Source organism: Alcanivorax sp., from assembly GCF_051117345.1.
Classification (GTDB): Bacteria; Pseudomonadota; Gammaproteobacteria; order Pseudomonadales; family Alcanivoracaceae; genus Alcanivorax.
Genome location: NZ_JBNPEC010000128.1, coordinates 1 through 7,923, shown reverse-complemented (window position 1 = coordinate 7,923; position 7,923 = coordinate 1). Strand labels below are relative to the sequence as shown.

Genomic DNA, 7,923 nt, shown 5'->3' with positions numbered 1-7,923 from the left:
TCGTCATTCATTGCCTCGTGTCAAATCAGCCACCATGGGATAGGGAGCCTCTGAACAACTCCTTGCGTGCTCAGCGTGACCTGAAGGGTGCAGCTGTTGTGTTTTGTCGCGACGGGCAGGGTGGTTCCCTTTCCTAGCGACAAAACGCAGCAGATGGGCCCTTCAGGCCGCGCCCTCCGGGTCTTCCAGGCTGGCCCGCACTCGTTGTTGCAATGTCTCGATGGGTGGACACACACCTTCAACATTGCGCCTAGATTGCGAGCCAGCCTGAAAGACTGAGCACGCAAGGAGTTGTTCAGAGGCTCCAGGACCCCGGTCCAAGTATGAATAGGCCTGTGCTTCCTTTATAATGCGCCCCGTCCGGGACCCCTGACCCATGGCGGAATTCGCCATTGCTCAGTGGCTCCCCAGGTTTCAGCCCCTTAAGTTCTCCCGAATTCAAGCTAGGAGATTGTTAATGAAAGCACCCGTACGCGTAGCCGTTACCGGCGCCGCTGGCCAAATCAGCTATTCCCTGCTGTTCCGTATCGCCTCCGGCGACATGCTCGGCAAAGACCAGCCCATTATTCTGCAACTGCTGGAAATCACCCCGGCCATGGAAGCCCTGAAGGGCGTTATCATGGAACTGGAAGATGGTGCATTCCCGCTGGTCGCCGGCATTGTTGGCACCGACGATGCCAACGTGGCCTTCAAGGACGCCAACTACGCGTTGCTGGTTGGTGCTCGTCCGCGTGGTCCTGGCATGGAGCGTAAAGATCTGCTGGAAGCCAATGCAGCAATCTTCTCAGCCCAGGGTAAAGCCATCAACGACAACGCCAGCAAGGACATCAAGGTGCTGGTTGTCGGTAACCCGGCCAACACCAATGCCCTGATTGCCCAGCGCAATGCGCCGGACATCAACCCGCGTCAGTTTACTGCCATGACCCGCCTGGACCACAACCGTGGCATGGCGCAACTGGCCAACAAACTGGGCAAGACGGTCAACGACATCACCAAGATGACCATCTGGGGCAACCACTCTTCCACCCAGTACCCGGACCTGCACCACTGCGAAGTGGACGGCAAGGTCGCCATCGACCAGGTTGAGCAAGACTGGTACGAAGGCACCTACATCCCGGAAGTTCAGCAACGTGGTGCCGCCATCATCAAGGCCCGCGGCGCGTCCTCTGCGGCTTCCGCTGGCTCCGCAGCTGTTGATCACATGCGTTCCTGGGCCCTCGGCACTGCCGACGGTGACTGGGTGTCCATGGGCATCTACAGCGACGGTTCCTACGGCATCCAGGAAGGCCTGATCTACTCCTTCCCCTGCACCTGCAAGGATGGCGACTGGAGCATCGTTCAGGGTCTGGAAGTGAACGATTTCTCCCGTGGCAAGATGGAAGCCACCGAGAAGGAACTGGCGGAAGAACGTGACGCTGTTTCCCACCTGCTGCCGTAAGGTTTCGCAGGCATAAAAAAGGGGCTCTTCGGAGCCCTTTTTTTATGGTCGATATACGCTGTTGCTCAGTAGTCGTAGTCGTACTGCATTTCAGAAGCTGCCTGGGCACGCTCCACATATTGATTGTAGGCCGGCACGGCCACTGCCATCAGTACACCGATATAACCCACGAACAACACTGCCACCACAACAAAAGCCGCTATCACACCACCGCTGTTGGCAACCGGCTTGGGCCCAAACTTGTTCGGTCCCTTGGTGCCCGGCATGAAGATCAACAACAGCCCCATGATCAGGTTGACGATGGGAACCAGAAACAGCAGCACAAACCAGCCGCTGGCATTGATGTCATTCAAGCGGCGGATCGCGTAGATCACCGTCATCACCAGAATAAACAGCATCACTACCATGGCCAGCAAGCCCAGCAGCATGGTGGCCCCGGAATTGGCAGAAGCGCTGTCAAAGCCGCCCATAATCGCGGCAAAAATGCCTCCTACGACCGCTATCGCCAGATAGGACAGCATGGTCAGACCAAAGGCATAGACCACATAGCGCATCCGTCCAATACGGCCTGAGGCAGCAAAGAACTTCGGTTGGTAGCGTTCATCAACATTCGCGGACACGTCCGCCGATGGAGCCTGATAAGGCTGGTTCATGGTTCCCCCCTCGGGATTATTACCAATAAGATTACAGGGTGTGCCGACGGCTGAAATCATCCATGGCACGCAACAGGTCTCGACGGCTGATCTGCCCCACCAGACGGCCTCCATCAAGCACCGGCAAGCGGCGGCGATGATCCGCCAGGAACACTTCCGCCACATCAAGAATGGAGGTCTCCCCCGTCACCGTCTGCAGATCCACACTCATGTATTCCTTTACCGGCCCGATTTCGGTGCCGTGATAGCTGGCTTCCAGCGCACCTTTCAAACAATCAGATTCGGAAAATACACCCACCAGGCGACCACTTTCATCGACCACCGGCGCCCCGGAAATCTTGTGTTCCAGGAAAACACGGATGGCTTCATTAACGGACATTTCCGGAGGGATCGTAACCAGACGGCGGGTCATATAGTCCGCCACTTTAATGGACTTGAGCATAATGGCTTCCCTGTTATAGGCGACCAACGGGCCGACTTCTTCTGCCTGACGCTCCCGTCATAGGGTGGCGCAACCAAACTCCTTTATATCAGAAAACAGCTATAAGACCACCGCATTCCAGCCCCTGTGGGCATAAGACGAGCGGCTGTGGCCAAAGCAACTATTATAGGAGTAATTTTGCAGAAAAAATAAAAGCCTATAAGGAAGATACAATGGACTGTAGAAAAGAGGATTTAACGACCTGTATTAGATTTCGTAGTGACCGTTTTTTCACTGAAGGTAGTCGTTGGTACTTCGCCACAAGGGAAAATACCGTCGAAGGCCCCTTTAGCAGCCGCGAAGAAGCAGAAAATGGCCTGATGCTTTACTTGAGAGACATTCAGGCCAAAGAAAGCTTCGGCCTGAAGCCGGCGCGGGTATCCGGCAGCAAATTACAGTAAAGCCTTCGGCGCAGTAATAATGCCGTTGTTATCCGCGTAGATATAATCTCCCGGGTGGAACGTAACGCCACCAAAAGTGATGTCGATATTGAGCTGCCCTTCATCGCGGCGCACGGATTTGATCGGCACACAGCCCAGAGTGACGACACCGATATCCAGCTTGGCCAGCTCGTCCACATCCCGGCAGGCGCCATAGATGATCACCCCTTCCCAGCCATTCTTGACCGCGTTCTCGGCGATCATGTCACCGATCAGGGCATTGCGCAGGCTACCGCCACCGTCGACCACCAGCACTTTCCCTTTGCCGTCAGTGCCCAGGTGTTCCTTGACGCGGCTGTTGTCCTCGAAGCATTTCACTGTCACGACTTCCCCACCAAAGGCACTGCGTCCACCGTAACTGAACCAGTTATAGCCGGTTACCACAGACACGCTGTCGGCATTGTCATCACAGAGATCGCAGGTCACAAAGGTCATACTGACTCCTTAAAACAGTGGTAAGAAAGGTGCTCCAGAGTGGCGGGGACAGTCGCGCCGTTACACCCACCTGCCCTACTCGCCTTTCACTTCTCGTTGGTTGCGGAACTTGCCGGCAAACACCAGAAAATCCCGGTAGCGTAGTTTGTAGAGGCCGGTCTGCGGCCCCTCCAGGGCCATGCCTACCATGGCATCTGCCACCTTCTGGCTATCCACCGGCAGCCAATGGGCGTCGGTCCAGCGGGTTAACGGCTCGATCACGCGATTGAAGATATTGCCCCAGTCCTCCGCCGGCCGCCGGTCATTGCGCTGACCGCGCAGCAGGGAGGGCTGGAGGATGGCCAGTAACGGTAATTCCAGCTTGATCAGCGCTCTTTCCATCTGCCCCTTTACGCGAGCATAGAAAAACGGGGAGCGAGCATTGGCATTCACCGCTGATACCACCAGAAAACGCTGTACGCCGGCGCGCAGGGCCATTTGCCCGGCCAGTACCACCAGATCATGGTCCACATGGCGGAAGGCTTGCCGGGACCCGGCCTTCTTCATGGTCGTGCCGAGGCAGCAAAACACGTCATCTACCTGAAAATACGCCTGACAGCCTTCCATCTGATCCAGATCAACCACCTGAACATCCAGCTTGGGATGCTCTATAGACAAGGGCCGACGGCAAAGTACCCGTACCTGTTCGTACTCATCACTTTCCAGCAGATTGGCAAGACAGTCATTACCGACCAGTCCAGTGGCCCCCAGCAGCAAGGCTTTTCTTGTCATTCATCATCCTCATCAAGATCCGGCTCCGCCGGCAACCAGCGCCGCAGGACCGTTTCCAGTGCGTCCAGATGCACCGGTTTCGCCAGAAAATCATCCATTCCCGCCGCCAGACAACGCGCTTGCACGCCTTCCGCCGTATTGGCGGTAATCGCCACAACCGGAGTACGCGCACCATCATTCTGCTTTTCGCGGTCACGCAGCCGTCGGGTCACTTCAAAGCCGTCCATTTCCGGCATCATGCAATCCATCAGGATCAGATCGAAGCCTTCCTGGTCCACCAGGGCCAGTGCCGTTTCCCCATTACTGACGGTTTTCACCTGATAACCCAGCTTGCTCAACATGCCCCGGGTCACCAATTGGTTGACCTCATTATCTTCCACCAGCATCAACCGAAACTGCTTGCGCCGCTGGCGCTCCTCACGGGTCTGCATGGGCGCATCGCCAACCGGTTGCTGACGCTGCAGGCCCACCAGACGAGCCAGCGCATTGCGCAGACTGCGCCGATGGGCCGGACGCACCAGCACCACCAGTCCGTGTTTATCGATCAATTTCTGCACCGCCGGCGTACCGCGCTCTTCGATAGTCGCCAGCAACACCAGCCGTACCGGTCGCAGGGAAGGGTCCTCCAGCACGTTACGGCACAGGTTCAGAGCCAGTTCCGGACGCGTCCAGGTATCCACCAGCAGCAGGTCAAAATCGCTGTGCTCCCGGTGGCCGGCGCGCAGGGCCTGCAAGGCATGGTCATAGCCCTGGGCGGAAGAACACTGACAACCGAGCGTCTCGAGTTCTTCCTGCAGGCAGGCCACGGTACCGGAGGCGGCGCCCACTACCACGGCCTCGGCGCCATCCAGGGCACGTACCAGATCCTGGGCTTCGCGCATGTCCGGCTGCATCTGCACCGGTACCGTGAACCAGAAGGTGGAGCCCTCCCCCGGTACGCTCTCGGCGCCCAGCGTGCCGCCCATGGCATCAATCAGGCCCTTGCAGACCAGCAGGCCGAAGCCGGTATGACGGCTGCTATATACATCCTGGCCTTCTTCAATAAAACGATCCTGGAACAGGTGGCGCAGAGTCTCCGGATCCATGCCCGCACCCTGGTCACTGAGGCGTACCCGCAGAACACCGTTACTCTCGCTTTCGACAGTAAAGTCCACGTCGAGACGGATCTCGCCGTTATCACTGAATTTGATGGCATTGCTGAACAGGTTGTTGAGCACCTGCATGAGGCGCTCACGATCGCCACGAATGCGTTTGGGCAACAACCGGTCGATCACACAGGTAAGTTCCAACCCCGTGGTCTGAGCCATGGGCCCGAAGGCTTCCAGCGCCTGCTCAATGGCAGTGCGGAAATCAAAGAATTCGGAATTCAGGGTGACCCGCCGGGACAGGATGCGGGAATAATCGAGCACGTCATCAATCAGCGACAGCAGTAGCTTGCCGCTACGCCCGGCCACCTGCAGGTAATCCTTCTGCTCGTCATCCAGACGGGTATCTTCCAGCAGGGACATCATTCCCATCAGGGAATTCATCGGCGTGCGCAGTTCGTGGGCCAGGCGGTAAACGAGGCTGAGCTGCACCTCCGTGCTGCTGCGCACCGGCTGCTGATTACTGCTTTCGCCTCGCCCGCGGCGTTCGCGGGTCATGGCGTGCCAGAAGGTCTCGTACTGGCCGCGGTAAAGCCGGAACAGGTAGAACGCATAGATGCTGATCATGATGGCGATCACCCAATCGTGCAGCGACCCGGTGATCAGCAGTACCAGTACGGTGGGCAGGAACATCAGCACGATATACGCCTGGCGCACGCGCAGACCGGCCATCCAGGAGCTACCCAGTGCCGTGGTCACACCCACGTTATAAAGCAGTACCGCGAAGAAATTGAAACCGGAACCCAGTCGCCAGGCCAGCCAGGCCGGGAGGATCCCCCACAGCAAGGCATGCATGGCCAGACCGGCACCAAACAGCTTGCGCCAGCGTGCCGGCCCCGAGCCATAGAGGGCATCGAAACGGGCAACCAGCCATAGTCGATAGGCGGTGACCGCCAGAACGGCCCCGCCTCCGATGAGCGCTTCCAGTTCGAAACTCTGATAGACCTGCCCCCAGGCGAAAACCAGGGCATAAATCAGAAGGGCCGCCAAAACCCCCATCAGGGAATTCTTGGCGGCCCCGTAATCGACGCGCTTGAGAACCTTGCGATCTTTCTTGTATGACACCGTGTCGTGTTCCGTGGAACCTGATTGGACGTGTCGCGCTACGTTAGCACTGCTTTTCCGGGCTGGCTACTCCGCCGCGCACGATCCAGTGCAATCAGTAACGGTACAAAGAAGAAAAAATCCACAAACAGGGCCATGGCAATGGTAATCGCCGACAGCAGCCCCATGCTGGCATTGGGATAGAAGTGGCTGGTGCCAATAATCGCGAAATTGGCCACCAGCACCACGGAGGTGGCTACCAGGGCGACCCCCACTGTGCGAAAGGCATAATCCACCGCTTTCTCGGTATTCAGGCCCAGCTCCCGTTTGGCACGCACATACTTGCTGAGAAAGTGCACCGTATCGTCCACTACGATCCCCAGGGTCATACAGGCCACCACCGATACCGCCAGACCGATTTCGCCGTTGATCAGCCCCCAGAGACCAAATGCCATGGCCGCCGGCAGCAGGTTGGGAATCAGTGACAGCAGGCCATAGCGTACCGATCGCAGGGCAAAGATCAGCAGTACCGAGACACTGATCAGTGCAATCAGCGCCCCGCCCAGCATGCTTTCGATATTACGCATGGTGACCCGACCGAACAGGATATCCATGCCTGTCCCTTTGGTTTGCATGGTCGCGGGCCAGTTATCCTGCATCCACTGCTCAACCCGGCCATTGAAATCCAGCACCGGCTTTGAGCCGATGTTTTCCAGTACCACGATGGCGCGAGCCTGGCGTTTGTCGATATCCAATTGATCTTCCAGTCCAAGCCCCTGGGGTAGCGACAACTCGTACAACAGGGTGTACTGGGAAATCAGTTCCCGGGAATCCGGAATGCGATAGTAAGCAGGGTCACCGCCGTGCAAATCCCGGTTAAGGCGTTTGATCACATTGGTGTAGGAGGTGGCATAGACCACTTCGTCCTGTTGCTCCAGCCAGGTCATCAGATCATCAAGATGCTGAAGATACTCCGGCTCCATGGTGCCGCCGGACTCACCGGAGGGCACCGCATAATCAATACGGTGCATGCCGGTCATTTCCGCCATGGCAAAATCGTTGACCCGCCTTACCTCGAAGGTCTCGTCAAAATATTCGTTGAACACATCGTTGGTACGGTTAAGCCCCACGCTGGCCGTCAGCACCACGACGACAACCGACATGCCTGCCAACCAGCGTTTGTAATGACGGCTGAGATGGCCGGCCAGTGCGCTCATCCAGGGGGCATAATCACGTTGTCTGCCCGGCTCGATGCGGTGCGGCAACAGCATCACAAGGACCGGCAGCAACAACACAGAAAAGACAAAGGCCAACAGCACCCCGATCAGCACCACATTCCCCAGTGCGCGGAACGGTTGTGATTCGGAAAAATTGAGAATGGCAAAACCGATCGCCGTTGTCAGGCTGGTCAACCAGATTGGCTGCAGATTAATGCGCAGGCTTTCCAGCAACGCTGGCGTCTTGGCGGTACCCTGCAGACGCTCATGCCGATAGCTGGCAAGGAGGTGCACGGAAT

At 57.4% G+C, this 7,923-nt stretch carries 8 protein-coding genes; 2 read left to right on the top strand and 6 right to left on the bottom strand.

The window, feature by feature from the left end; translation table 11 throughout:
- The first annotated feature begins 457 nt into the window (after positions 1 to 457).
- The gene (locus ACFE0K_RS08515; protein WP_035244559.1) at positions 458 to 1,438 is read left to right on the top strand and encodes a malate dehydrogenase; all 981 of its coding nucleotides are present in this window, start codon (positions 458 to 460) and stop codon (positions 1,436 to 1,438) included.
- A 65-nt stretch (positions 1,439 to 1,503) separates the two neighbouring features.
- Here ACFE0K_RS08515 and ACFE0K_RS08510 read toward each other — a convergent pair whose 3' ends face one another.
- Positions 1,504 to 2,091: a DUF805 domain-containing protein gene (locus ACFE0K_RS08510; protein WP_434535661.1), complete on the bottom strand. Its 588-nt coding sequence runs from the start codon at positions 2,089 to 2,091 to the stop codon at positions 1,504 to 1,506.
- A 31-nt stretch (positions 2,092 to 2,122) separates the two neighbouring features.
- On the bottom strand, positions 2,123 to 2,533 hold the full coding sequence (locus ACFE0K_RS08505; RefSeq protein WP_434535660.1) for a CBS domain-containing protein: 411 nt from the start codon (positions 2,531 to 2,533) through the stop codon (positions 2,123 to 2,125).
- A gap of 212 nt (positions 2,534 to 2,745) precedes the next feature.
- On the opposite strand from ACFE0K_RS08505, the gene ACFE0K_RS08500 reads away from it, so the two are divergent.
- Complete coding sequence (locus ACFE0K_RS08500) at positions 2,746 to 2,973, top strand: DUF6316 family protein (protein WP_434535659.1); 228 nt, start codon at positions 2,746 to 2,748, stop codon at positions 2,971 to 2,973.
- On the opposite strand, the gene rraA is transcribed toward ACFE0K_RS08500, so the two are convergent.
- From rraA to ACFE0K_RS08480, 4 genes are all read right to left on the bottom strand, one after another.
- On the bottom strand, positions 2,965 to 3,447 hold the full coding sequence (gene rraA, locus ACFE0K_RS08495) for a ribonuclease E activity regulator RraA (RefSeq protein ID WP_434535658.1): 483 nt from the start codon (positions 3,445 to 3,447) through the stop codon (positions 2,965 to 2,967). The two genes, ACFE0K_RS08500 and rraA, sit on opposite strands and share 9 nt — an antisense overlap.
- A gap of 75 nt (positions 3,448 to 3,522) precedes the next feature.
- Positions 3,523 to 4,218: an NAD(P)H-binding protein gene (locus ACFE0K_RS08490; protein ID WP_434535657.1), complete on the bottom strand. Its 696-nt coding sequence runs from the start codon at positions 4,216 to 4,218 to the stop codon at positions 3,523 to 3,525.
- The gene (locus ACFE0K_RS08485; protein ID WP_434535656.1) at positions 4,215 to 6,428 is read right to left on the bottom strand and encodes a response regulator; all 2,214 of its coding nucleotides are present in this window, start codon (positions 6,426 to 6,428) and stop codon (positions 4,215 to 4,217) included. The genes ACFE0K_RS08490 and ACFE0K_RS08485 overlap by 4 nt, the downstream gene beginning before the upstream one ends.
- Before the next feature lie 38 nt (positions 6,429 to 6,466).
- Positions 6,467 to 7,923 (bottom strand): efflux RND transporter permease subunit (locus ACFE0K_RS08480; RefSeq protein WP_434535655.1); only part of this gene is annotated, 1,457 nt, incomplete at its 5' end.